This is a genomic window from Pannonibacter phragmitetus, from assembly GCF_050510895.1.
Taxonomy (GTDB): Bacteria; Pseudomonadota; Alphaproteobacteria; order Rhizobiales; family Stappiaceae; genus Pannonibacter; species Pannonibacter phragmitetus_B.
This window is the reverse complement of sequence record NZ_JBNINT010000002.1, coordinates 138,090-163,177: the sequence shown is the minus strand read 5'-3', so window position 1 is coordinate 163,177 and position 25,088 is coordinate 138,090. Positions and strand designations below refer to the sequence as shown.

Genomic DNA, 25,088 nt, shown 5'->3' with positions numbered 1-25,088 from the left:
AGGGTCAAAGCATGTCCTCTTCCCTGTCCAGCCTGTCGAGCCGCCGCCTGCGCAAGGCCGCTTCCGCCTCCGTCTCCCTTCTGACGGCCGCGAGCCTGCTGCTCCAGACGTCCTATGCAGTCTATGCCCAGGCGGTCGTGGCCGACCCTTCCGCGCCTGCTGCCAACCTGCCGCAGGTGACCTCAGCCGGCAACGGCGTGCCGCTGGTCAATATTGTGACGCCGAACGGCGCCGGCCTGTCGCACAACAAGTTCAGCGATTTCAACGTCGGCACGCAGGGGCTGATTCTCAACAACGCGCGCACCATCGGCCAGTCGCAGCTCGGCGGTATGGTGGTGGCAAACCCCAATCTTGCCGCCAGCCCCGAGGCACGGCTCATCCTCAACGAGGTCACCAGCACCAACCCGTCGCTGCTGCAGGGCGCGACGGAAGTGCATGGCGTGCGCGCAGATTTCATCCTGGCCAATCCCAACGGTATCACCTGCAACGGCTGCGGCTTCATCGGCACGCCGCGCGCGACGCTGACCACGGGCGCACCGGTTCTTGATCCGGCCTCCGGTGCCCTGACGGGCTTCTCCGTGGACCGGGGCACGGTGACCATCGGCGCAATGGGGCTGGATGCGCGGCAGACGGATTATTTTGACATCATCAGCCGGGGCCTCGCCATCAACGGCGTGCTGCACGGGCAGGACGTCAGCGTCATCACCGGCCGCAACGATGTGGACTATGCCACCCGCGCCGTGAAGGCCGTGAAGGCGGATGATGGCAGCGAAAAGCCGGAGTTCAGCATCGATTCTTCGGCGCTTGGCGGGATGTATGCCGGGCGCATTGCGCTGGAGGGCACGGAAGCGGGTGTTGGCGTGCGCACGCCGCAGAACATGTCCGCCGGTGGCGGCGGCATGGTGCTGACCGCAGACGGCAAGCTGGTGCTGCAGAAGACGGTCTCCCAAGGGGCCATCAAGGCCCGTTCCCGCTCGGCAGATGTGACCGTGAAGGGCAATCTCCACGCGGGCACTTCGCTGGACCTGCAGGGTGCAACCGCGATCCGCGTGCTGGAGCATGTGGTGGCAGGCGCACAGCGCGACGTGACGCTGAAGTCCGGCGGAGATGTCAGCCTGAAGGGCGATGTTCTGGCCGCTGGACTTGCGGGTGACGGCAGCGTCAGCCAGAGCACGGGCAAGCTTGGCATCGAGGCAGGCGGCAATGTGGACGTTGCCGCCTCGCAGACGCTTTCGGCTGGGGAAACCATCACGCTGACCGGCGGTGGCAGCCTTGCCTCCAGCGGCAAGATTACCAGCGGCAGCCTCTCGATCGCCCTTGGCGGTGGCCAGCCCGGCGCGAGCCGCAATGCTCTGACGACCAGCACGGGCAGCCTGCTTCTGGCGCGCAGCGGCCCGTTGACCATCTCTGCCGGAGACTGGACCCACGCAGGCACGGCGGGCGCGGCGGGCAATGCCTCCGCCGTGCTGTCCGGTGCGCTGGTCTCTTCGGCTGGAAGCCTCATCCTTGCGGAGGGCGGGGCGCTCGGCCTCAGCGCCGCTGCCATGGACCACGCGGGCAAGCTGGAGGCAGGCAGCAGCCTGACGCTGATCCTTGCCGGAAACCTTGCTGCCCGTGGCGGCAGCCTGATGGCCGCCCACTCGGGCAGCATGGTGGTCAATGCCGCAAACTGGACCCATGGCGGCGAAGCCACGGCTAGCGGTGCTCTCACGGCGGGCCTGTCCGGCGCGCTGAACACGCAGGCAGACAGCCTCATCCTCGCGCAGGGCGGCAATCTGACGCTGAATGCCGGAAGCTGGTCTCACGCGGGACAGGCAGCGGCCACCGGGACCATCAGCGCCGTGCTTTCGGGTGCTCTTGAGACCCATGCGGCAAGCCTTGTACAGGCGCAGACCGGCGCACTCGATCTGAGGGCGGCGAGTTGGCGGCACGCAGGCGAGGCGAGCGCACATACCGTGCTGACGGCCGCCATGGATGGCGCGGTTCAGACCACTGCGGGAAGTCTCATCCTTGCCGGTGCCGGCGGTCTGGCGCTTGCGGCAGGCAGTCTTGCCCATACCGGTCAGGCCGGGGCCGAAGGCTCTGTGACCGTGACGCTGTCCGGTGACGGCACCGTTCTGTCTGGTGGTCGGCTGGTCGCAAATTCCGGTTCTCTCGCGGTTGATGCAGGCCATCTGGCACATGCGGGTGAACTGGCCGCAGGGGCTGCGCTGGCCTTGCGGCTGCGCGGGGCGCTGGACAGTGCTGCGGGCAGCATCGTTCTGGCCGAGGGCGGCAACCTGCAACTTGAGGCGGCGCGCTGGACCCATGGCGGACAGGCGACCGCCGGTGGCCGTGTTGCCGCAGTTATCGGCGGTGCGGTTGAGACGCTTGCGGAAAGTCTGATCCTGGCCGAGGGCGGCGATCTGGATCTGACCGCCGCCACGCTGATCCATGGGGGCAGGCCGGAGCGGCAGGCGCCATCGCCGTGACGCTCACCGGGGACGGCGCCGTGCTGTCCAGTGGCCGTCTGATCGCAAGCGGAGGCCCGCTGACAGTCGATGCCGTCAATCTCGCTCATGCCGGTGAGCTGGTTGGACAGACAGACCTGAGCCTTCGTCTGCGCGGAGCACTGAACAGCGCCGCCGGAAGCGTGCTTCTTGCCAAGCAGGGCGCGTTGAGGCTTGGGGCAACGGGCTGGACCCATGCCGGGCAGGCGGGCGCCGGAGGCCGTGTTGCCGCAGTCATCGGCGGTGCGGTTGAAACCGCCGAGGCAAGCCTGATCCTTGCCGAGGGCGGCGATCTGGAACTGACCGCCGGCACGCTGACCCTTGGCGGGCAGGCCGGAGCGGCAGGCGCCATCGCCGTGACGCTCACCGGGGACGGCACCGTGCTGTCCAGCGGCCGTCTGATTGCAAGCGGCGGTTCGCTGACGGTTGAGGCAGCTCATCTTGGCCATGCGGGTGAACTGGTTGGACAGACAGACCTGAACCTGCGCCTGAGTGGGGCGCTGAACAGCGCCGCCGGGAGCGTGCTTCTTGCGGAAAAGGGGGCGCTGGCGCTTGAGGCAGCCCGATGGACCCATGCCGGGCAAGCGGGTGCCGGTGGCCATATCACCGCAGTCGTCGGCGGCGCCGTTGAGACTGCTGGTACAAGCCTGATCCTTGCCGAGGGCGGCGGACTGACGCTGACGGCTGGCAGCCTGACCCATGGCGGACAGGCGGGAGCTGCAGGCAATGTGGCCGTTACGCTGTCTGGAGACGGAGCGGTGCTGTCCGGCGCGCGCCTGATCGCCAGCTCGGGCTCGCTGACACTTGAATCTACCAACCTTGCGCATGCAGGGGAACTGGCCGGGCCGCAGGGCGTGAGCCTGCGGCTGCGCGGGGCACTGGACAGCGCTGCAGGCAGCATCATTCTGGCGGAGGGCGGCAACCTGCTGCTCGGCGCCTCGCGCTGGACCCACGCAGGCCAGGCCGGTGCCGGTGGCCGTGTGACGGCGGATATTGGCGGCGCAATCGGGACCGCAACGGGGAGCCTGATCCTCGCCGAAGGGGAGACCTGACCTTGCAGGGCTCCAGCCTGACCCATAGCGGGCAGGCGGGAGCGGCAGGCAACGTGGCCGTGACGCTGTCCGGGGCGATGCGGACGCTGACCGGCAGCCTGCTGGCCGCAGAGGCCGGAGACCTGGCACTTACGGCAGGCTCGTGGATCCACAATGGGCAGGCCACTGCCAGCGGCTCGCTGAATGCTCATCTGTCGGGCGCCCTTGCCACACAGCAGGGCAGCGTGATCCTTGCCTCCGGCGGCCGCCTTGATCTGGCGGCGGAAAGCTGGGGCCATGCCGGGCAGGCAGGCGCGGCTACCGGCTTGAAAGCTGTTCTCTCGGCAGATGTGGACACGGGCGCAGGCAGTCTGATTCAGGTTAGCGGCGGCGTTTTCGATCTTTCCGCCGCAAACTGGCGTCATTCCGCTGAGGTGAACGCACGCGGGGGCATCTCTGCGGTTCTCTCAGGAAGCCTCACCACAGCCTCCGGCAGCGTGCTGTCTGCCGCATCCGGCAATATTGATCTGAGCGCTGTGGGCTGGACCCATCGCGGTGCAGCCGGTTCTGGCGGAAACATTGTTGCGGTTCTGACCGCAGGTCTTGTCACGCTGGCCGGAAGCCTTGTCTCGGCGCAGGCGGGCGATCTGTCCGTAACGGCTGCCAGCTGGACGCATGCCGCAGAAGCCGGTGCCTCCGGCAGCATCACTGCCAGCCTGTCCGGCGCGATGGATACGTCGGCGGGCAGCCTGATTTCCGCCCAGTCTGGTGCGCTGAACCTTTCCGCAAGCAGCCTGACCCATGCGGGCCGGGCAGCGGGCGGCACGGATCTGCGGCTTGTGCTGGCTGGTGGCCTGGAGGCGGCAAGAGGCAGCCTTTTACTTGCCCGCAACGGAACGCTGGATGTTTCTGCCGGCAGCTGGGTGAACTACGGCCAGGCCGGAGCGGGCGGCAGTCTCGCCGCGCGGCTGACGGGTGATCTTTACACGGATGCCACGAGCCTGCTGGTGGCACAGGGCGGTGGTCTGACGCTGACAGCCCGCAACTGGACCCACGCAGGCGAGGCTGCCGCGTTCGGCAACTTCAGTGCGACCCTGTCCGGCACGCTCGCCACCCTTTCGGGTGGCACCGTGACGGCCCATGCCGGGGACCTGCTGCTGTCCGGAAACGTCTTGTCCCATGGGGGCGTTCTCAGCGCCGGGCGCAACGCCACCCTTTCGGCCGGCGGCCAGCTTGCAACGCAGGCAGGCAGCTCTGTCGCTGTCCGGTCCGGCCTCCTGACGCTGAACGCCGGCACGTGGCTCCATACGGGCGAGCTGAAGCTGTCGGCAGGCCTTGATGCAACGGTTGCCGGTGCCTTCACCACCACAGCCGGAAGCCTGATGGCGTCGCAATCCGGCACCCTCGGGGTGAAGGCGGCCGTCATCCACCATGACGGGCGCATCAGCTCGGGCGAAAATATCAGTCTGCAGTCGGAGCGCGAACTGCGGACAACACAGGCCAGCATGCTAACCACCAGCGCAGGCGACATCAGTCTGGCAGCCGGGGGAACCCTTGTCCATCTGGGCGGATTGGGCGCCGGGCGCGACGCCCTGCTGCGTTCCGTGGGGGACGCCTATAACGGGGGCATTCTTGCCGCGCAGCGGGACATGCATTTTGCCCTGGGCAGCGGCCTGACCAACGCCAGCACGATTCTGTCCGCAGAAAACCTGACCATCGGCGGCCTTGCCGCAGGTCAGGCGGCCGGTGCCATCGTCAATGATCTCGGCCACATCGAGGCGATTTCCGGCGGGATCTCGATCCGGGCTGCGGCATTCACCAATGCGGGAACTGCCCCCGTGGTGTCCGAGAGTTCGGAAACGACGGTCACGAAAACCTACAGTCACTCCAAGGAACTTCCTGGCTCAATTACACAGCCGAATGACCCAGAGCGGGACACCTGGGATTTCTACGACATCGCCACCACTACGGTGACGACGCAAAAACTTGAGAGCGTGGGGCGTTCTGCAAATCTATTTGCAGGTGGTTCACTGCTTATCGATGCGACGGAGATAAAGAATCTTTATTCAAGTATTTCTGCAAATGGCAACATTGTTCTCAATGGAACCACGCTTCTTAATCTTGGGCAGGAAATCGTACAAACGACACATGCCACGCATGTCCTGAGTGAATACAAATACGGCCAGCATGTCGGAGATACCCACCAAGGTGTCTCGTTCAGCTCCACTACCATAGGCTCCGTTCCTGCCACCATCGCCGCAGGAGGAAGCTTCAGCGGCAGCTTCACCGGGCAGGTGGACAATGTGGCCATCCGCCAGAATGCCGGGCAGGTGGGTCAGTCTTCCGGTGCCGGTGTGCCCTCGGGCTCTTCCACTGACTTCCTGATGCCAGGCCAGCTGCCGGGCTCCAGCCTTGGCAGCGCGGGTACAGTTTCCGGAGTGGCAAATGCGTCTGGTGAGGTGAGTGCATCCGGCTTCACCGCCGGGGCGGTCACGGGGGCGGGCAGCGTTTCCGGCTCCGTTTCTGCCAGCGGCCTATCGGGTGCCGTCTCCGCCTCCGGCCAGCTGCCTGCGGGGGCCTCCGGCTCTGCCTCTGCCCCTGTCTCCGGTTCCAGCGTCCGCCCGGCAACCTCCGCCAGCACCGGCCTGCCGCTGCCGGTTCTGGTTCTGCCGGTGTCGGCACTGACGATCGTCAGCGAGAACCCGCAGGCGAAGTTCCTCTTTGAAACGCGGCCGGAATTCGTCGATCTCAGCCGCTTCTACGCCTCAGATAGCTTCCTTACCAGCCTTCCGGCCTTCAATCCGGACATCACCCAGAAGCGCCTGGGCGATGCCTATGTGGAAACCAATTTCATCCGCGAGCAGCTGCTGCGCCAGACGGGCAAGCGCACGCTGGCAGGCACCTACACCGACTATGACACGGTGAAGCAGCTCTATGACAACGCGCTGACCATGCAGGGTGCGCTGCAGCTGACGCCGGGCGTCGCCCTGACGCCGGAACAGATCGCGGCCCTGACCGTGGATGTGGTGTGGCTGGAGGAAGCCGTCGTCAACGGCCAGAAGGTGCTGGTGCCCCGGCTTTACCTTGCCCCTGGCAACCGCCCGGATGTGCAGCTGGCCGGTGCGCGCATCACCGGCAGCGGGGTGTCGCTGGAGGCCGGATCGCTGACCAACAGCGGCAGTATGATCGCCTCCAACGGCATGACCCTGCGCACGGGCGGAGACCTCGTCAACTTCGGCGGCACCCTGTCCGCCGCCACCATGGACCTGACCGCAGGCGGCACGCTGGCCAATCTCTCCGGTCAGATCACCGGCGGCAGCATCCGCCTGACGGGGCAGGACATCCGCAACGAGACGCTGGCGCGCACCGTGGGCGTTCACAGCGGCACCATGCAGACCAACCAGCAGCGCGCCACCATCACCGCCTCCGGCCCGCTGAGCCTGAACGCCGTGCGGGACCTGACCAGCATGGGCGGCACCCTGTCTTCCGGTGGAGACATGGGCCTGTCCGCCGGGCGCGACGTGAAGCTGGAAACGCTGAAGACGGAAACCAGCTTCCGGATCAGCGGGGCCGCAGCAGCAACCTTGTGGACATCACCAGCCACCAGGGCTCGTTGCTGGATGCCGGCGGCAATCTGACCGTGACGGCCGGACGCGATCTCTCGGTCCTTGGCTCCAGCCTGGCCGCGACAGGGGACACGCGCCTTGCCGCAGGCGGGGATGTGACCATCGCCTCCGCCGAAAACCGTCACCGTACGGAGCAGACGGCCAAACGCCACCACTCCGTGAAGGACCACGGCCAGACCGTTGGTTCCATGGTGGATACGGGCGGCAGCCTGAAGATCACTTCTGGCGGGGACACCGCCATCACCGCCAGCAGCCTTCTGGCCGGGGAAGATCTTGCCGTTGCCGCCGCCGGAAACCTCACTGTCGAAGGGGCGAACTCGACCCAGCGCGAGTCCTATGCCTCAAAATCCAGCGGCTTCCTGCGCAAGAAGGAAAGCCGGGGCAATTCCAGCGAGGACGTCTACACCGGCTCCATGCTGCTTGCGGGCGGGGATGTCAACCTCAGGTCCGGGCAGGACCTGACTGTCTCCGGCTCCACCATCATCGGTGGCGGCGATGTGGCGCTGGCCGGTGACAATGTCACGCTCACCACCGGTCAGGCCGCCTTCGACAGCTACACCTTCGAGAAGAAGTCCGGCCTCTTTGCCGGGCGCAGCCCAAGCGGATCGGGCTTCTCCGTCGGCTACCGCCGCACGAAGGAGGAAAGCTCCACCTCCGGCGTCACCAACATCATGTCCGCCATCAGCGCCGGGCAGAACCTGACGGTCACCGCCACCAAGGACATCAACGCCACGGGCACGGCCCTGCTGGCAGGTGAGGATCTGACACTCGCCGCAGGCGGCGACGTCAACCTCCTGGCCGCCACCGACAGCTTCGCCGCCAGCCACCACAGAAGCGATCTCTTCATCGGCGCCACCGTCTCCGCCGCCTCCCCCTCATCGACGCAGGCGACAAGATTGTCTCGGGCGTGCAGAGCATTGGCAGTGGCAAGGGCAATCTTGGCTACAAGGCCCTCTCCGCCGCTTCCGGTGGCCTGAAAATCCTGGATGCGGTCAACGCCCTTGACGGGATGTTCGGCAAGGAAACCGTCTCCAAAAAGACGGCAATGGCGACAACCGCGGTGACAACGGGGAGGAGCCCAAGAAGGACTGGAAAGGCGGCACGATCGCCAGCCTGACGCTTGGCGTTGGTATGTCCAGCTCGAAGAGCGGCAGCAGCCAGTCGGGGGAGGCGGCCCGCGTCACGACCCTTTCGGCGGGGAATGACCTGATCATCAGCGCCGGGCGGGACATTGTCTCGCAAGGGGCGCAGATCGAGGCTGGCAATGATGCGGTGATCGCCGCTGGCCGGGACATCGAGTTGACGTCTGCGGTCAACAGCACCAGCATGGATACGTCCAACTCGTCGCGCTCGGCTGGTGTCAGCGTGACGGTGGGCGTTGGCATGAAGGGGGCGAACATTGGCGTTGGCGCCAGCGTTTCGGCGCAGAATGGCACCTCCTCCAGCGCACAGACGGCCCACACCAATACGAACATCACGGTTGGCGGCCATGCGGATGTTACAGCCGGACGCGACATTGCGCTGAAGGGGGCGCTTGTCGATGCCAGGTCGGCGGAAGTTGATGCGGGCCGCAACCTGACGGTGGAAAGCCAGCTGGATACGGGCGCAGGGTCCAGCGCGTCAAAGGGCATGAACGCCGGTGTCAGCTACAACTTCACCACCGGCCAGTTTGGCGCCAATGCGGGTGTCAATGCGGCGCAAGGCTCGCAAAGCCGGGCCTGGGTGGAGACGCCGTCCGGCATTGTCACAGACAGGGAGCTGACGGTCACGGTTGGCGGCCACACGCAGGTTACGGGCGGTGTCATTGGCTCGCGTTCGGGCGAGCTGACGCTGGAGACCGAGACGCTCGGGACGCAGGATCTCATCCTGCACGAGACGAACCAGCATGTCTCCGGCGGGGTGAATGTCTCGGTGGGCGTCTCGGAAAAGGGTGATGTCACGCCCGGCGGCTCGCTCGAAGGGGCCTATGCCAACGCAGAGAGGAAGGCATTGCCAAGGCCACGATCGGCCATGGCACCATCGTGGTGCGGGACGGGGATGGCAACGGCGTAACGGCCGCCAAGCTGCGGGCTGAAGCCGACGCAGCAGAAGCCTCCGGCGACCCCGCCACCGCCGCCGCCCTGCGCGAGCAGGCGGATGCGGAAGAAGCCAGCGACAAAGCCGCCACGGACACCCAGCTCGCCAGCATCAACCGCGACCTCGACACGGTCATCGAAGTCACCCGCGAGACCGAAGAGGGCTTTGACCTCTATGTCTCGGACACGAGTGTGAAGGCCGCGCTGGAAGCTGGCAAGACCGTCAAGGAAATCATCGGAGATGTCCTGGACCAGCTGGTTGCCGATGACCGGCTCTCGATCGAAGACGCAAGAGCGGCGAAGCTGATTGCGTCCCATGCCGATGATCCTGAAGTTCTTGCCCAGCTTGCCGTTTGCGGCCAGCGGCGGAGTGATGCCCGGCCCAGCCTGTTCGACTGGCTGATCCCGCCTGCCTATGCGGCGATGAGCTGTGAGATCTCCATCGGCGGGGAAATGGTGATCATCCCGCCGGATGTGGCGCTGACCTGTCTTCAGATCGTGCAGCAAGTCAAGGGTGCCGTAACTCTGGCCAGAGCACTTGCGGTTGGTCTTTCTGTTATTCCCTTGATTGCATCGACGACGAAAACCGGCGGTGCGATTGATGAAACGCAGACGCTGGCGGACGGCACGGTGGTCCGGCTGACGGGCTATGGCTCAGACCGGATCCGCAAGATTACGGCAACCTCCCCGGATGGCGTGGTATCCGTGCTTGAGGTTGAAGCCACCGGCTACGGCTATACGTTGATCGGCGGCGCGGTTGATGGCAAGCCAATGACGCCCGGCCAGCTGCGCTCCGCCGCCCTGCAGGCGAGCGGCGGTGAGGTGCAGGTTGTCTACAATGATGCGCCGGGCAAGGGGCACAACGGTGGTCCGGAATATAACGAAGATGATACGCCCGGTGGAAATGGCGGTAATAATGGAAATGGCAACGGGCCGAACCTTCCGCCTGTGGTGCCAGGGAAGAGTGGTGATAGTAGTACATCAGGTGGAACAGGCGCTCCAAATACGGTATTGCCGAGCTATTCTACACGTCAATTGCAGCATGAGTTTAAGCATGCAGCTGACTTCGGTGTGCGAGGAAGCTGGAACAGGGTCAACGGCGAGGCTTTCCAGAGGGCAATTGATCAGCACATTTCTGATCCTGCGACTACTGTGATTCAGGGAACGTATAGAGGTCAGGCAGTCACGCATCATTTCAATCCCAACACTGGAAATAACGTTTTTGTCAGACCGGATGGCAGTTTTTGGGGTGGGTGGAAGCTAAGCCCTGACCAAATCACCAACATTACTTCGCATGGAGGATTGCGATGACCTCTGCGGCTTTAGATGGGAATAAGATTAACGTGTCGCTATCTCGGCAGGAGGCGCTGATTTTGTTTGAATGGCTCTCCCGGAACTGGGAGAAGACAAGTTGGCAAAATGAAGATCTTTTTGCGGATCCTGCTGAAAAGCAACTGTTGATTTGGCTTGAGAATGATCTGGCTCCCCTGTTGGGCGACATCTTTGAACGGGACTATCGCGCTACAGTGAGTTCGGCGTATCGGGCCTTGGTTCCTGACAGGGATGGCTGGGAGTAACGGGGCCCCACTTTGCATCCGACTGGCGGACGAGCCGACTGCCAGCGTTCTTGCGAAAGCTGGCGCATGCCCGGTTGCATTACAGCGGGCGGCCGTCGTTGTGGATGAGCCCACTTGCGTCGTTGACGTTTGCAGTATCGGGGTTCTACCCGGTGAAGTAGACCGCGCCGACCCCTGCGAGAAGGGGCGGGAGGCGATGCCCGGCCCAGCCTGTTCGACTGGCTGATCCCGCCTGCCTACGCGGCGATGAGCTGCGAGATCTCCATTGGCGGGGAAATGGTGATCATCCCGCCGGATGTGGCGCTGACCTGTCTTCAGATCGTGCAGCGCGTCAGGGATGCGGCCACCGTTGCTGTTGCCGCAACGGCGCTGCTTGCCGGTGGCTTCTGGCTTGCATCGACGAGGGAAACCGGCGGTGCGATTGATGAAACGCAGACGCTGGATGACGGCACGGTGGTCCGGCTGACGGGCCATGGCTCGGACCGGATCCGCACGATTACGGCAACCTCCCCGGATGGTGTGGTATCCGTGCTTGAGGTTGAAGCCACCGGCTACGGCTATACGTTGATCGGCGGCGCGGTTGATGGCAAGCCGATGACGCCCGGCCAGCTGCGCTCCGCCGCCCGGCAGGCGAGCGGCGGTGAGGTGCAGGTTGTCTACAACGGCACGCCGGGCAAGGGGCACAACGGTGGTCCGGAATATAACGAAGATGATGCACCAGGTGGAAATGGCGGCAATAATGGAAATGGCAACGGGCCGAACCTTCCGCCTGTGGTGCCGGGGAAGAGTGGTGACAGCGGCACATCGGGTGGAACAGATGCCCCAAATGGATTTGGCTTCGACACATCGAACGTTGAGAGTAAGCTGAAGGGATACTTGCTCGACCCAGCGCACCCGCAGAATCAGTCCAAGGCCATGTGGTTTAACCAAGCTCTTGGCTTTAATCAGAGCAACTGGCAGAGGCTCGCTTCACAGTTGCGCTTTGATCCCTCAACTGCCGTGGCGACAAAGACTACGCAATACGGGCAAACCTATGAGCAGGTGATTGCTATCAACGGCGCTAACGGAAAAACAATCAATACGACTTTCGTGTTCATGAAGGACAACTCGGGAGCCGTTCGACTCGTGACAGGAATTCCGGCAAAAAAATGAAAATACTGAAAGAGAACGACGTATTTTCGTTGTTGAAGCCCGTCGAAGCGGCAGTGATTGGCAACAGCGACATAGTGTTGTTGCCAACGGGACAGGTCGTCTCAGTTGTACTCGTGTTTGGTGATCCTTATGCGCCCGTAGCCTATGAAGTGGAGGCGTTTTTGAAGGACAGTAACAGATACGCACTCGCGACAGTGGAGGCTAGCGACATCAAATAATTTACTGCCCTAAATACGGGAAGGGTGTACAGAGACGGTATTCGCCTGACACCCTGCCACTCTGAGCCCCGGCACCATTGGCGGCGGCGTCATCGGGGCGTCAGGGTCTGCGAGCCAGGGCCGCGTCACCGGTGATTTTGCCAGTGTGGGCGAGCAGAGCGGCATTGTTGCCGGGCACGCTGCGGCTATGACGTCACCGCCGGCGGCAAGGTGGGGCTGACCGGCGGGGTGAGGTCTTCTGCCAAGGCTTTCGATGCTGACGCATCACGTCTTGCTATTGCTCAGGCGCCGCACGGGGTTGGCCGGGCCTTTATGAGGCGGGCTCATTGTGGTCTGGTCTTGCACCCGGGCGCCGCTCGCCTTCCGGCCTATTGCCTCAGTCTGAGGAAACGGGCTGGACCGTTCAGCACCAGGAGCTCGATTTCCAGCGCATCCGCTTCAGGGCCGTTTCCGAAGAAAGTTATGGCCGAGCGGGAGCCTGCGGGGGCATTTTCGTTGGCGATATCGAACACCATCGTCGACCCGTCCCAGTCCTGCAGCGGGAACTTCAAAGGGGCTGGACCGGCGAGCAGAACCAGTTTGCCTGCCTCTTCGCGCAGGTCAACAGTGCCGAAATAAGGATGAGCGTACCGCCCCGTGCAATAGCTGGGCGAAGGAGCGGGGGCGGCGGCGGCCGGGGCCTGCTCTCCTGCGGTAAAGCCGAAAGGCTCGCCGAAATGGGCGAAAAGGCTCTCGTATCCTGCGTACCAGTCGCGGGTGATCCGCCCGTACTGGACCATGTCGTTAAAGGACACGCCGATCGCTTCAACGGCGCCGACGGGAGAGCCGTTGGACAGAACGGCAATGCCGATGCCGAGCGAGGGGATGAGAGAGAAATAGGTCGCCGCCCCGAGCTCGAAGGCGCCCGAGTGGCTGAGGGTCACACGGCCTGAGGGATCAGTGCCAACATTGAAGCCATAGCCATAGAAGCCGGCGCGCTCGTCGGGGCTGTTCGGGCGGCTGGAAAAGCTCTGCGGGCTGATTGCTGGCTGCAGGGCCTCGGGCGAGATCAGGCCGCCACCATCGGCCAGGACCATCTTCATCCACAAGGCAAGGTCATTGATGGATGAACTGACCCCGCCAGCGGGAGACTGGGCATCCGGTTGCCGCTGATAGGTGTGCTCGAAACGGTCTCCCCGCTTGGCGTGAGGCACTGCGCGATTGTCCCGCGCCATGAAGTCACTGAAACGTGCGCTCGTTCTGGTCATGCCGAGGGGCTTGAACAGCGCTTCATCAGACAGGTCTGCCCAGTCGGCGCCGGAGGCCTGGGCCACCGCCTCTGCTGCGGCTGTCAGGCCGAAGTTCGTATAGGCATAGCTTGTGCGGAAGGCAGTCAGCGGCTGCAACCGCAGACGTTCCAGGATCGTCTGCCGCCCGAAGCCGATATCCTCCAGGTCGTCTCCCGCGTGAGCTGGCAGGCCGGAGCGGTGGCTGTAGAGGTCGCCGACCGTCAGCTGCTCTGTTACGGCGGGATCGGCCAGATTGAACCAGGGCAGCAGGTCGCGCATGCGGCTGTCCCAGGACACCACACCCCGGTCAACCTGCCGTGCAACCACCGTTGCCCCGATTGATTTTGAAACGGATGCCAACTGGAACACGGTATCGGCGTTGATGGTTTGATCCCCCTCTCCGCCCCGCTTGCCGAAGCCTTTGGCGTAGACGGTTTCGCCCTGATGAACGACGACGACCGCAAGGCCGGGCACATTGCTGCGTGTCTTGATATCTTCCACGATCCCGTCAAGCGCTCGCAGCGCCTTTTCGATCTGGCCGGGAGGAACCTCCGTGCCCGGCGTCCGGGACGGGGGCAGATCCTGGGCAAGGGCCGGGATTGCCAGAACCGGCAGGGAGACGGCTGCCAGAAAGCGGCGCCGTGTGAGCTGGAAGAAGGACATGCGAAACCTCTCAATCTTCTTTGCGCTTCAGGTCTGCAACACGCTGCCGGCCGGGACTGCCGGCACCTGCAGGGCAGGGTCTGAAGGCTTCGTCAAAGGGCAAGGCCCAGTCTGAAGAAAACCCGTGTGCCCGGATCGTCAGCGTTGTCCGGCCGGTGCCAGGGCGTGGCCGCAAGCAGCTGAAAGTTGACGCGCTCCGCAACCATTCCGCTCACACCAATGCCGGCCGAACCCAGGGAGTCGCGGGAATAGTCTGCTGCCGCATCCGCCCTCCATACAATGCCATAGTCGGCGAATGCTGTAAGGGTTATGTCCGGCAGCGTGGGCCAGCCGGTTTCAAGATCGTGACTGACTTCAAAAGCGGATGCCACACCGCTGTCGCCGGAGAGGCTGCCGCTGTTGAAGGCCCAGCCATAGGGATCGCCGCCGAGCGAGAACCGGACAGAGCCGGGAAGTGACATGGGCGCATACTGGCCTGTTGCGCGCCAATGCAACCGGGCGATCGAACCGAGACTGTGCGAGATATCGACATCGGCCCTGCCGAAACGATAGCCGTCCGGCACGCTTCCGTCCTCGACCTGATGGCTCAGGCTCTGCCCGAGCTCGGTGCCTGCGGAAAGAGACGTTTCGCCGAAGCTCAGATCGTACCGGAGCCCCATGGTTGCCCAGCGGGTTCTTTCACGGGCGGCACGCATGCCCATCACGTCGATCCGGTCGTTGCGCAGGTTGACCTCCACCTTGCCGTAAAGGCTTTGATCAATCGTGCGCAGGAGCGGATACTGAAGACTGGCGGAGCCGATCACGGTCTCGATATCAATGTTGTCGTTCTTGAGATTGCCGCCGGGCTTCTGCGTGACATAGGTCAGATCATAGGCCGCACTGAGGCCGCTGAAACCAATCGGGATGGACTGGGCCGCCTGCAGAAGGATCATTTCCTGCGGCGTATCCGGTATGGTCACGCCAACCAGAGTTGTGGTCTCGAAGAGGCCGAAGATGTCGTTGACCGAAATGTTGCCGGAAAGCTCGACCGGACCGACTTCGTCCGTGCCCAGATTGTCGAGGCCGATGCCGGCGTTGTAGCGGTTGAATTCCACGGCAAGCTTGAGTGTGCCTCCGCCTGATGGCGTTTGCGGACGGATCAGTGTGCCTTCGATCTGCAAGCCGCCCAGATCGCTCATCAGAAGCAGGATCCGCTCTGCCTCCTTGATGCGGATCGGCCGCATGGATGTCAGCCGCGCGATATAAGGCGCCAGACGCTCCCGGATGTTGGGGATCGAACTGGTGATCTCAACCGTCTCCAGATAGCCTTCGTAGACACGAAGCGTGACCTCGCCGGATTTGAAATTCTGGACCGGAACCACGGTCATCGAAAAGTATCCGGCCCTCAGATAGGCCGCATCCACCGCCTCGGCGATCCGGTAGAGCTCCACAAGACTGATCTGCTCCCCGATCCTGTCCTGCCAGATGGCTTGCAGAGTTCCGTTCGCAACGGCCTGCGCGCCTTCGACCGAAACCGAGCGCAGTCTGAAGCGCATGGCTTCCGCCTTGCTGTCAGGCACAAGCCTGCGCTGGTCCTCGACGGTGATATCGACCGTGCCCGGCCGCGCTGGCGGGGTGAACCGGTCAATGATGGTCGTCTGCCCGGCAACGGCGTTGTCAATGCTCTGGGCTGCCGCAGGGGATGCGGCCGCGGCGGCCAGCATTGCGGTCAACATTGCGGCAATGCGCCGGGGAAAGGCGGGATGGGGCGTGGTCACATGTCTTGTCACGGACAGGTCCATTTTTAGTGTTCGGTTTTACGGGGGGCCGTCTCGCTCAGAAGCGGAGCGATCGCGTTGAAGATCCGCAGGGCGGGCAGCGAGCAGGAGACAGACGTGCCGTCCGCCGTCTCCCCGCCTTCCTCCGCATCAGCACAGTGACCGGAGGGCATGTCGCTGTTCGCCTGGATCGCCACGCTCGTGCCGGTCAGGACGTTGTGGTAGATGACGGTGGTATAGCCGGGCACTTCGCCGGTATGGCCGACCCACGCCCCGGTACAGCGCAGCGCAAGCCCATAACCTTCCGGTGCAAGGAACGAGCGCAGCCTCTCACCCTGCATTTGCGGTCCCAGAAGGTCCTGTCCCGTGGCGAGTGCGCGGGAATAGACAAGCAGGTCATCAATGCTGGAGATCAGCTCACCCGCTGTCCAAAGTGACGCCGGGTTCCAGTGGGTGGCGGTCCGTGGCGGATCCGACGCAAGTTCGTTTCCCTGCAAGGTGATGCCCTGCGCATAGGGTTCCGGCAGATCTGTCTGGTTTCCCGGCCAGACAGTGTTCGTCAGCCCCAGCGGCTCGAGGATTCCGGACCGCAAAGCTGTTTCGAACGGCTGACCTGTGACCTTCTCGGCGACCATTCCTAGAAGGATCGTGTTCGTGTTGGAGTAGTCGTATTGGGTGCCCGGCTCGAAGAGCGGCGAAAGCTCCATGGCGAAGGGCAGCAGCTCTTCCGGCGTGAAAGCCCGGCCGGGTTCACTGAGATACATCTCGACGAACGGACCGGACGCCGTGTAGCTCGCCACTCCGCTTGTCATGTTTGCAAGCTGGCGCAGGGTGATCCTGTCTCCGTTCGGAACGCCCTCGACATACATGCCGATTGTGTCGTCCAGAGAAAGACGGCCTGCCTCTGCCAGTTGCAGGATAATCGTGCCCGTGAATGTCTTTGTCACAGACCCGATACGGGTGTGCATGCCCGGCTCCATCGGGGAGCCCGTTGCGGGATCGGAGACGCCATAGCCCTTCTTCCAGATTCCGTCAGGCGTCTGGACGCCGACAATGAAACCGGGTGCCGCTGCGAGAGGAAGCGCAGACTTCACGGCTTCGTCCAGCCTGGTGGCAAGCGTGCCGGATATGGGCTTGTCCTGAGGCGCCTCGCGCGCCGTCCCGGTCACGATTTTGTCGAGGCCTTCAACACATGTCACGGCGGACAAGGCACCGGACGTGCCGCTGGCTGACACCAGAAGAGCTGTGAGCAATCGCTGGGTCCTGGCGGTCAGAGGGCCTTTTTTGACGGTCGTCTTCAAGCCGGATACTCCTCCTCCTGGCAGCAACCGGGGCAGGCTTGTGATCGCAGAGCACCGCAGTTGCATGTTTCATGAGGACGGGTTTAGGAAAAGCTTCGGAGCAGGCACAGTCTGCAACGGTGCAAAATTGGTATATGCTGTTTTTGAATCAGTGAAATTCGCCTTCAAGGCGCATATATTCTGCCTTACCTGAACATCGGAATCTGCGTTTCTGTGCCGAAGATTGAACTAGATATTGCCCGAGGCGAGCTGTTGCTTGACGGGGAGGCCGTTCGGTTGCGGCCCAAGACTCTGGCACTGCTGATGGAGCTTCATGCGCGGCAGGGAGAGGTCGTCAGCCAGAACGAACTGAGGAACGCGGTCTGGGGACAGCAGCATGGGCGCGAGACCGGGCCGAAGCAGTGTGTCCGCGAGCTCAGACGTCTTCTTGCAGACACGGCCGGAACATCCGAATTCATCGAGACGGTTGGCCGGCAGGGCTATCGCCTTGCTGGCAAACTCACGCTTCTGAACAACGGCACGGACACCCTGGACACCGAGCAACTGTGCGTGGGCCGGGAAAGGGAGCTTCAGAGGCTTGCCGATTGCGCGGCCGCTGCGCGGCGCGGCAAACGGACGGCAGTCCTTGTGGCCGGGGAAGCCGGGGCCGGCAAAACACGGCTCGTGGAAGCGTTTTGTGCAAGATTGCCCCGCACGGCGGTCTTCTGGACGGGGCGCGGCCAGTGCATTCCTCATCCCGGCGCCAGGGAACCCTATGGCCCCCTGATCGAGATCGTCACCCAGCTTGCGGACGGGCCCTCACGAGGGCAGCTCCTGCGGCTGCTTGAAGCTGTTGCCCCGTCCTGGCGGGACATGATCCCGGTCTTGCGTGCTGCGGGCCGTCCGGCTGCCCCGTCCGCGAACCTGATCGATGCCCGGCCCGACTCCCTGCTGCGGGAGTTCACAGCGTTTCTGGAGCGCTTTTCTCAGCGGCAGCCATGTGTCCTCATTCTGGAGGATCTGCACTGGGCCGACCAGAGCACGCTTGCCTGGCTTCTCTCCTGGGCGCAACGTCCCGGCCCTGCGAAGGTGCTTGTGCTGGGCACGTACCGGTTCGATGAGCTGGATAAATCCGGCGACCTTCAAACAACCCTGCACTACCTCCAGCGCCTGCCCGGTCTGGAGCTGATGACGCTCGAAGGGCTGGATCAGCCCGCCGTCGCCGATTTCCTGAGCCGGCGCTTTCCTGACAAGAGGCTGCCTGCCGCCCTTTGCGAAGAGCTGACGCGAAGAACGGAAGGCCATGCCATTCTCGTCGATGCGGTTATCGATCAATGGCGCCGGAACGAGGCGGTGAAATTCGGGACCGGCCCATTGTCCGGCACGGAGACTGTTGAAACCCTTGTCGCGGCGATCTCGTCCGGCACGCGCAGCTTCATCTCTGGCGAGATCCTCAGGCTGGATGACCACGAGCGGAAAATCCTCGAAGTTGCCAGCGTCGCGGGAAGCCACTTCTCCGCGGCCATGTTGAGCGAGGACCGCCGGGACGTCGAAGAGATCGAAACGGCTCTCGACCGTCTGGCGGGTGTCAGGCGGTTCATCGAACGGGCGGGCGACATGACCTTGCCGGACGGAACCGAGGCAACGCGATACGTCTTCAGGCATGCGCTTTACCATGAAGCGCTTTACGAGAGCATTCCTGCGGCAAACCGGCAGGGATTGCACGAGCGGATCGGCAGCCGCCTTGAAGCTGCGTTCGGGGCACGAAGTGAGGAGATCAGCTCGACCCTTGCCGATCATTTCGAGCGTGCGGCGGACTGGAAGCGGGCTGCCATTTATCGTGGACTGTCAGGCCTGACGGCTTTGAAACGCGGAGCGGTTGCGGATGCGGCGGAACAGTTGCGCAAGGCGCTGGTGTCCTTTGGAGTCTGTGACAAGGATGCCGGACTGCGCACGCTGGAGTGCCGCACGCTGCTGGGTCTCGGGGCCGCGCTGATCTTGAGTGATCACTTCACGACGGCGGAACTGCGCGATGTTTACGAGCGGGCTGCGGCGCTTTCGGGCAAGACGAATGATCCGGCGGCGATTGTTCCAGCGCTCGCAGGCCTGTGGAACCACCATTTGACCAGGGCCGATCTTGCGGCAGCCACGGACCTGGCGCAGGGCCTTGATGATCTGATCGGCGGGGCTCCCGCGCTCCATGCCATGGTGGCGCACAACGCGGTTGGGCAAACGCGGTTCTTTCGAGGCGATCTTGCTGCGTGCCTGCCGCACATCGAGGCCGTGTGCAGCGCCTATGATCCAGATCTGGGCGCCGAAGCAATGGTTCTCTTCGGTGAAGATCCCGGTGTCGTGTGCCATCAATATGCTGCCTGCGTCCATCAATTGCTCGGTCAGGACAGCCTTGCGGAGCGGCATTTTGCCGAGGGCATGGACCTCACCACGGCTTTGGAACAACCATTTGGACAGGCGCAGATGCTCTGGGCAGGCGCGCTGATCGCCCGTGAGCGTGGTGAACCGGACTGCGTTCTGGAGCGGGCAAATGCCCTTGTCGGCATCTGCAACGCCGCAGACATTCCGTTCTGGCGGCCGTCTGGCGACATGCTCGCCGGTTGGGCTCAGGTGGCTCTTGGTGATCCGGGAGGGTTGCAGCAGCTCACAGCAGGTTTGAGGGCGTATGAGGCCATGCATGTGAACCTGACCCGCCCCTATGGACTGGCGCTATATGCGGAAGCGGCGGGCCTGTGCGGAGAGCCGTCCAAGGGGTTGCAGGCACTCGTATCGGCTCTGAAACTCATCCGGCAGACCGGCGAGCGATGGCAGGAACCCGGGATCTACCGTCTGTGGGCGGCGCTTGCGCGCCGGATGGACCGTCCCAGGAGTGCGTCCCAGGCATTGCGCCGCGCGGTCTCGCTGTCGGAAAACCGGCATGTGGCAACCCGCAAGAGGCACGCCCGGGAATGCCTGGCCGAATAGAGACAGGCAGCGTGACCGGCCGCCTAGCTGCCGGTGCTGATCCGCACGGTGGTGGGGACCTTGTGCTCGTGAACTTCCAGCACGCAATCGAAGGGCGCATTCTGGCGCAGGGCGGTGCCGAGTGCGGGCAGGTTGAGGCCTTTTTCCGTCAAGGCGCGCCGCGCAGAGGCGGGCATCAGGCGCGTGGCCAGCAGGGCAAGGCGGCCGGGAATGCGGATGTGCCGGTCCGGACCAGCTTGCGTGTGCTTGGTGATGTGGACGGGGTTCATGGTCTTTATCCTTCTGCTGAAGGTTGGGGGAGCGGGGTGTTTCCGGTGCTCGTCCGTAGTGGGTCAGGACCAGCCGGATGATGCCGTGCATGGCCTCAAGATCCGGCAGGCTGTCGAGGGCTGCTTCCGACACGAGGCCCTGATAGAAGGCGAGGACGAAACCGGCGAGTGTTCCGGTCTCCTGCGGTGACAGATCCGGCCTTGTGCGCGCCAGCTGATCGCGCAGGGCATCACGGATCCGGCTGCGCCCTTGCTGAAACACCTTCAGCAAGTCCGGCCGCACCGCCACCTCGGCATGGATCATCGGTGTTGCACGGGCGCGGCCGTCGCTGGCTGCGGCCTTCAGATCGGCCAGGAACTGGCCGATGACCTCATCAAAGCTCAACACCGCAGCGGCCGCCGTGATCGCATCCGCGCTTTCATCCGTGCTGGCGGTGATGCCGTCGGCAATCAGCTCGTCCTTGGTCTTGTAGTAATTGTAGACGGCACCGGCGCTGAGGCCCGCTTCGGCGAAAATCTCGCGCATGGTGGTGGCCTGAATGCCCTTGCGGGCAAAACAGCGCGCCGCCGCCGCACGGATCTGCTGGCGGCGGTCTTCAAGCTTGTCCTGACTGATGCGGGGCATGGCTTTCTCATATAAAACGGACAACCGTTCTATATTAAACTTCCGATGCCTGCGCAAGCGTGCAGGAGCGCCTCACCCCTGCGCCGTCTGCCGCCGCAGGAGCCAGAGAAAGCACGGGCCGCCTAGGAGGGCGGCGAGGAGGCCGGGGAGAGGGGCCACGGCCAGGCGAGGGTCTGGCTGGCCGTGCCACGGAAGCCAAGGCGCGTGACGAGATGCGGCACGAGAATGCCGATGAAGCTGACGGGACCGGTGACGAGCGTTCCGGCGGCGGTGGCACCCGGTACGCTGGAGCTTTCGGACCAGAGGCAGGACCTTATGCCAAGGCTTTTGATGCTCACGCATCACGCCTTGAAAATGCTCAGGCGCCGCACGGGCTTGACCAGCTCCCGATGAGCCGGTGTTCATGCAAGGCATCGCGCATGACGCGGGCGATCATGAACAGTATGGCGCCTCCATCAGAAGCAATGTGACTGTGGCAGTGGTGATCGCGTTCACAACGAGAAGCCCCATGCCGGTTATTGGCAGTTCCGTTTGATGAGCTTGCCGTCTTCCATGAACACACCTGCCTTGCGAGCGGAGTCGCTGCACTGGAACAGAAAGCCTTGGGCAGTAAATTCCTTGTAGCCCTGCAAGATGTAGTCGAACCGCCGCCATGCGCCCTTGGCTGATACGAACAGGGTTAGTGGGCAATGGGACGCGCCGCACATGGTCAGTATGGCATCGGGGCAGAATTGCGCGTGATCGAGCAGGAAGTCATAGGTGCCGTCGCCGTCGATATCCTCGGCCAATAGCGCCTGCGGGCTCCGCCCTACGGTCTTGAAGGCATTCCCGCACATCGCGGCAATCTGATTGATTTCTTGACGTACGGGTGTGGGCAACTGATCTGCCGTCACCGCCAATTCTGTTGCCTTGGGATTGACCGCCAAGGCATCGGTCTGTCCCCCTACCGGACACATGGCGACAACCCGCTCAATCTCGCGGGCGGAACCGCGCAAGGAAAGCTGTGCGCCCGTTGCCCCGCCGACCAGAATATAGAGGCCGGAACCCGCCTTGAGCTGATCGACCGCTGAACGGTCACGGGTTGCATCGTAGGATGCGTTAAACGACCATTCGCCTTGTGGGGTTTCTCCCTGCTGCATGAACAAGGTCATGTGGTTCTTGCCGTCCACGATGAGGTTGACGCGAACCTCACCCTCAACGGAATCCCCGCCGACCTGATGGGTGAACCATTCGGGTGTGTTCCCGGCCGTGCAGCGCAAGCCAAAGCAGAACACGTCGCCCTGATCGCCAAGATGGGTGCAGGCCGCGCTTCCGTTACCCATCGCCGGATAACGGATTGCGGACCACGGCGGCGGAGTCTGTGCTGCCGCCGTGTTTGAGAGAGCAAGCAGGACGGCCAAAGCCGCGCCAATTAATGGTGTTGCCTGTGTCATCCTGCTTGCATCCCCGTTACTGGATTGTCCGCGATGCGGAATTAAAGCGTGCCCAAGGTGTGACGCTCGACTTGCCGCCCGCTTCGACGGTGAGCTGATAATCCGAATTGAGGCGTCCGCCCGTCGTGTTGCATGGCGGCAGGAAGGCATAGTTCACGACCGTCGTGCCTGAGCCATCCGACGTGACGCGTGTGCTGTGGTGATTGAACGTGCTGCCGTCGCTCAACTTGTCCTGCAAGTGCAAACGGATTGGAACGCCTGCTGCGGCGGTGTGCTTGATGGTCACGGTCGGGGCCTGCCCCTGTCCACCGAGCTGACGGCACAGATTGGCCTTGGTCATGGGGCTGATGCTGACACTCGCAACGTCAAACGGCTGTTTAGGGGTGGGTGCCGTACCCGCACCGTCGCCCGTGGTCGAGCAAGCGGCCAGTGCGGCGGCGGCGACAGCGGTGATAGCCAGTGTCCCGAATTTTTTGATTGGCATAGTTAGTCCTTTCCGGTCTTCTTTGTTGAACTGGCGATAGGGAGGGAGCATTCGGCGTGGCGGCTAAAGCTGCTCGCGCACCTTGTTGAACAAGGCGATTGCATCGTCCTCGCGGAGATATTTGGCGAGCGGGATAACCTTGCGTCCGTGGCGAATGCAGACCTCGTTGCCGCGCTTGGCAAGAGATTGTGCCACGGACTGCCCGATGGCATTTCCGACCCCCGCCGAGACGTTGCTCATGGCGGATGCGCCCATCATGGCCACACCTGTCACGCCGGTTCCAACCACGGCCGTCGTAGATTGAGGCGGGGCGCTATGCGCTGTTGAGCCTTGGTTTCGGATCAGAATTTCGGAAATGTCAGCCTTGGCATAGTGCCGGCCGTCAGGCGCGTGAACGCCGCCTTCCGTGATCTTGAACACAAATTTCTGTTTCCTCGCACGGTCCCACAGGAAAGCGGCACCAAGGGCAATGCCCATCATCAGCAGAAAACTGCGCAATGAAGCAGCGTCGTTCAATTTGTAGCTTAAGGCGAGTATCATCGTGAGCAATGTTCCGAAGAACAGTCCCCCGAGAACAAAGCCTACCCAAGCGCCGATGCCGATGCCCGATCCGCCGATAGAATACTCAATCGACTTACCATCGGTGCCTGGCGTGATGGTAAAGCCTTCATCGACTGCGGCAGGGTCGAGTGTAAGATTTGCGGGCCGTCGCCTTTTGCGCCACCGGACAACGGCGATCACAGCAAAGCCAAGAAGCACCACATATGAAAGCAGATTCAGAATCGGCATCGGCAAAAAGCCTCCCGATGCTTGGGCCAATGCGGGCGAAGAAAGCGCAACAAGCAAAGCCGGTGCGCAAATGAGGCGTGCTGCTGATCGAAGGCTAATCGAGGTCATGCAATCCCGTCCAAGCTCGTGATGGGCAGGGCCTAGTCGTAAGGCCGGTGCTCCCGCCCCACATCCTGCCCTGCCGGATCGGAATACGATTCCCATAGTCTGCTTCGCGGGAATGGTCAGCGGGTATTCGTGGAAGAAACCGAAGTCACGGAAAAAATGGCAGAATTGTCTTACAAGATCAAAGGCATGACGCTATGTTGCTTGCTGGCTGGTTTGGGGGGCAAGATGGGGATGACGCGGGACTGGGCAACCTACGGGCACTGGCACGAGCTGCTGGATGGGCTGTGTACGGAACAGGGCTATCCGGACAACATGGCACTGGCTGATGCGTTGTGCGCGGCAAGCGGCAACCGGACACAAGCGGCTTTCGATACGGCGGTGAAAAATCTGCGGAACTGGCGGCACGGGGTACACATCCCGCAACGGAAGAACTTCATCCTGCTCGGCAAAATCCTCAAGGTCGATCGGGACGAAGCTCTGCGACAAGTATGGAGCCGCCTCTATAGTCAGGCTAAGGTGAAGCCCGGCGACACTGACATTGCCGGTGCGGACGCGACAAACGAACCCGTCAGGAAAGCACGAAAATCACGGTGGCCGTTTATGGTGGGCGGCGTGATCGTGGCTGGTGCGTTGGCAGCAACTGCGCTTGTGCTTCCCTCCAACCCGTCAGACGAAGTAGCCGATCCGGTCGCCAGCTATGAAGGGATTGTGGCGGAGTATGTTCGGCACGTTTCCATCAAGGTCGGGGATCTCGGCCATCATCCACGGCGCGCGAGGCAACGAATGTGATGAGGCTCCGACATGGGAAAGCGCCAAGCTCCTATTGCCGGAGCTGGTCACGGGAACGCTGACAGATGGCGGCGTAGGCACGCGGCATAGTCGTCAATGCGGTGGACGGGTTGCCGCAAGGGCCATTCTGTTCACTGCCACAAGGCCGGGGACAGAACAAATCAGCCTCTATGGCGACGATATTGTGATCCGCGTAAGCGAATAGGCACTTGGTTTGACGGCGGTACAGTCAGTGGGAAACTGGGCGCCTACGGGGTTTCGTAGGCGCCGCACCGCCGCCACTCTGATGAAGAGGATGGGTACCGAGGCGATTTACCGTCGCCCGAACACGTCGAAACCAGCGCCGGGGCACAAGGTCTATCCCTACCTCCTGCGCAAGCCGGCGCCCTCATTCATCCTTTGACCGGCAGATACCGGATCACGCCTGCTTCAACGCGCTGACGCCGATGATGGTGGTGGTATAATCGAGGCGGAAATCC

The 25,088-nt window shown here is 63.1% G+C and carries 19 protein-coding genes; 11 read left to right on the top strand and 8 right to left on the bottom strand.

The window, feature by feature from the left end:
* Nucleotides 1-11: 11 nt before the first annotated feature.
* The 8 genes from ACQB61_RS22040 to ACQB61_RS22005 all read left to right on the top strand — a co-directional run bounded on the left by ACQB61_RS22040 (nucleotide 12) and on the right by ACQB61_RS22005 (nucleotide 11,950).
* Nucleotides 12-2,471 (top strand): filamentous hemagglutinin N-terminal domain-containing protein, encoded by a 2,460-nt coding sequence (locus ACQB61_RS22040; protein WP_430514568.1) that lies wholly within the window; start codon nucleotides 12-14, stop codon nucleotides 2,469-2,471.
* Nucleotides 2,468-3,541 (top strand): hypothetical protein, encoded by a 1,074-nt coding sequence (locus tag ACQB61_RS22035; protein ID WP_430514567.1) that lies wholly within the window; start codon nucleotides 2,468-2,470, stop codon nucleotides 3,539-3,541. Before ACQB61_RS22040 ends, ACQB61_RS22035 begins: the two co-directional genes overlap by 4 nt.
* A gap of 2 nt (nucleotides 3,542-3,543) precedes the next feature.
* Entirely contained in the window at nucleotides 3,544-7,158 is a 3,615-nt protein-coding gene (locus ACQB61_RS22030) for a beta strand repeat-containing protein (protein ID WP_430514566.1), read from the top strand.
* Nucleotides 7,107-8,123, top strand: coding sequence for a hemagglutinin repeat-containing protein (locus tag ACQB61_RS22025; RefSeq protein ID WP_430514565.1), 1,017 nt, complete (start codon nucleotides 7,107-7,109; stop codon nucleotides 8,121-8,123). The genes ACQB61_RS22030 and ACQB61_RS22025 overlap by 52 nt, the downstream gene beginning before the upstream one ends.
* Before the next feature lie 154 nt (nucleotides 8,124-8,277).
* Nucleotides 8,278-9,198 (top strand): hemagglutinin repeat-containing protein, encoded by a 921-nt coding sequence (locus tag ACQB61_RS22020; RefSeq protein ID WP_430514564.1) that lies wholly within the window; start codon nucleotides 8,278-8,280, stop codon nucleotides 9,196-9,198.
* Nucleotides 9,168-10,532, top strand: a complete 1,365-nt coding sequence (locus ACQB61_RS22015; protein ID WP_430514563.1) for a colicin D domain-containing protein — start codon at nucleotides 9,168-9,170, stop codon at nucleotides 10,530-10,532. The genes ACQB61_RS22020 and ACQB61_RS22015 overlap by 31 nt, the downstream gene beginning before the upstream one ends.
* The gene (locus ACQB61_RS22010) at nucleotides 10,529-10,798 is read left to right on the top strand and encodes a hypothetical protein (protein WP_430514562.1); all 270 of its coding nucleotides are present in this window, start codon (nucleotides 10,529-10,531) and stop codon (nucleotides 10,796-10,798) included. The genes ACQB61_RS22015 and ACQB61_RS22010 overlap by 4 nt, the downstream gene beginning before the upstream one ends.
* A gap of 276 nt (nucleotides 10,799-11,074) precedes the next feature.
* Nucleotides 11,075-11,950 (top strand): DUF6883 domain-containing protein, encoded by an 876-nt coding sequence (locus ACQB61_RS22005; protein WP_430514561.1) that lies wholly within the window; start codon nucleotides 11,075-11,077, stop codon nucleotides 11,948-11,950.
* A 586-nt stretch (nucleotides 11,951-12,536) separates the two neighbouring features.
* Here the strand turns inward: ACQB61_RS22005 and ACQB61_RS22000 are convergent.
* From ACQB61_RS22000 to ACQB61_RS21990, 3 genes are all read right to left on the bottom strand, one after another.
* Nucleotides 12,537-14,099, bottom strand: coding sequence for a serine hydrolase domain-containing protein (locus ACQB61_RS22000; protein WP_430514560.1), 1,563 nt, complete (start codon nucleotides 14,097-14,099; stop codon nucleotides 12,537-12,539).
* 92 nt (nucleotides 14,100-14,191) lie between these two features.
* A complete protein-coding gene (locus tag ACQB61_RS21995; protein WP_430514559.1) occupies nucleotides 14,192-15,868 on the bottom strand; it encodes a ShlB/FhaC/HecB family hemolysin secretion/activation protein in 1,677 nt (558 codons plus the stop codon).
* Nucleotides 15,869-15,882: 14 nt separating this feature from the next.
* A complete protein-coding gene (locus ACQB61_RS21990; protein WP_430514558.1) occupies nucleotides 15,883-17,109 on the bottom strand; it encodes a serine hydrolase domain-containing protein in 1,227 nt (408 codons plus the stop codon).
* Between the two features lie 261 nt (nucleotides 17,110-17,370).
* Between ACQB61_RS21990 and ACQB61_RS21985 the strand changes: the two genes are divergently transcribed.
* Nucleotides 17,371-20,112, top strand: a complete 2,742-nt coding sequence (locus tag ACQB61_RS21985; protein ID WP_430514557.1) for an AAA family ATPase — start codon at nucleotides 17,371-17,373, stop codon at nucleotides 20,110-20,112.
* Nucleotides 20,113-20,135: 23 nt separating this feature from the next.
* Here ACQB61_RS21985 and ACQB61_RS21980 read toward each other — a convergent pair whose 3' ends face one another.
* Nucleotides 20,136-20,381, bottom strand: a complete 246-nt coding sequence (locus ACQB61_RS21980) for a hypothetical protein (RefSeq protein ID WP_430514634.1) — start codon at nucleotides 20,379-20,381, stop codon at nucleotides 20,136-20,138.
* Between ACQB61_RS21980 and ACQB61_RS21975 the strand changes: the two genes are divergently transcribed.
* A complete protein-coding gene (locus ACQB61_RS21975; RefSeq protein WP_430514633.1) occupies nucleotides 20,380-20,571 on the top strand; it encodes a hypothetical protein in 192 nt (63 codons plus the stop codon). The two genes, ACQB61_RS21980 and ACQB61_RS21975, sit on opposite strands and share 2 nt — an antisense overlap.
* A 557-nt stretch (nucleotides 20,572-21,128) precedes the next feature.
* Here ACQB61_RS21975 and ACQB61_RS21970 read toward each other — a convergent pair.
* From ACQB61_RS21970 to ACQB61_RS21955, 4 genes are all read right to left on the bottom strand, one after another.
* On the bottom strand, nucleotides 21,129-21,344 hold the full coding sequence (locus tag ACQB61_RS21970; protein WP_430514556.1) for a hypothetical protein: 216 nt from the start codon (nucleotides 21,342-21,344) through the stop codon (nucleotides 21,129-21,131).
* A 177-nt stretch (nucleotides 21,345-21,521) separates the two neighbouring features.
* Nucleotides 21,522-22,439 carry a hypothetical protein gene (locus tag ACQB61_RS21965; RefSeq protein WP_430514555.1) on the bottom strand — a complete coding sequence of 306 codons (918 nt, stop codon included), beginning with the start codon at nucleotides 22,437-22,439 and terminating at the stop codon, nucleotides 21,522-21,524.
* A 16-nt stretch (nucleotides 22,440-22,455) separates the two neighbouring features.
* Nucleotides 22,456-22,923, bottom strand: a complete 468-nt coding sequence (locus ACQB61_RS21960) for a hypothetical protein (RefSeq protein ID WP_430514554.1) — start codon at nucleotides 22,921-22,923, stop codon at nucleotides 22,456-22,458.
* A 63-nt stretch (nucleotides 22,924-22,986) separates the two neighbouring features.
* Nucleotides 22,987-23,820, bottom strand: a complete 834-nt coding sequence (locus ACQB61_RS21955; RefSeq protein WP_430514553.1) for a hypothetical protein — start codon at nucleotides 23,818-23,820, stop codon at nucleotides 22,987-22,989.
* Nucleotides 23,821-23,949: 129 nt separating this feature from the next.
* Between ACQB61_RS21955 and ACQB61_RS21950 the strand changes: the two genes are divergently transcribed.
* The gene (locus ACQB61_RS21950; protein ID WP_430514552.1) at nucleotides 23,950-24,609 is read left to right on the top strand and encodes a hypothetical protein; all 660 of its coding nucleotides are present in this window, start codon (nucleotides 23,950-23,952) and stop codon (nucleotides 24,607-24,609) included.
* Nucleotides 24,610-25,088: the final 479 nt, after the last annotated feature.